The sequence below is a fragment of the Niveispirillum sp. genome (assembly GCF_052437035.1).
Lineage (GTDB): Bacteria > Pseudomonadota > Alphaproteobacteria > Azospirillales > Azospirillaceae > Niveispirillum.
In genome coordinates, this window is the sequence record NZ_JBQVOH010000065.1 from 1 (window position 1) to 521 (window position 521).

Annotated in this window: 1 protein-coding gene; it reads right to left on the bottom strand. The window is 73.9% G+C overall.

All coding sequences use genetic code 11. The features are described 5' to 3' along the window. Window positions 1-521 (bottom strand): AEC family transporter (locus ACT6Q8_RS25690; protein WP_444739506.1); only part of this gene is annotated, 521 nt, incomplete at both ends.

Genomic DNA, 521 nt, shown 5'->3' on the forward strand with positions numbered 1-521 from the left:
CCTTCCAGGTCGAGCGCCCAGGCCAGCGGCAGGGCGATGGCCAGGCCGATGAGCGGGCGGGCCAGCGCGCCGAGCAGGCCGATCGCCAGGCCCTCGCGGGTCAGCGCGGTCAGGCGCACGCCCAGGGAGAACAGCATCATGGGCAGCAGCGCGTCGCCCAGCAGCTTCAGGCCGGAGAGCACCACGTCGGGCGGGCGCACATCGGTCAGGGCGCTCGCGAAGCCGAGCGCCGTGCCGATCATCAGCGGGCTGGTGAGCAGGTCGCGCGTGCGCGCCATGCGGCTGGTGATGCGCGCGCCGAGCGAGAAGTGCAGCAGGTTGCTGACCGAGAACAGCGCCACGGCCGCGCCGAAGTGGGCCGGGCCGAAGGCCAGCAGCGCCAGGGGCAGGCCCATGTTGCCGCAGTTGTTGAACATCACCACCGGCACCAGGGTGCGCGGCTGCGCGCCCGAGGCCCGAGACAGGGCCCAGGCCAGCAGGCCGCCGCCCAGGATGATCACCGCGCCCCCCACCAGCAGGAC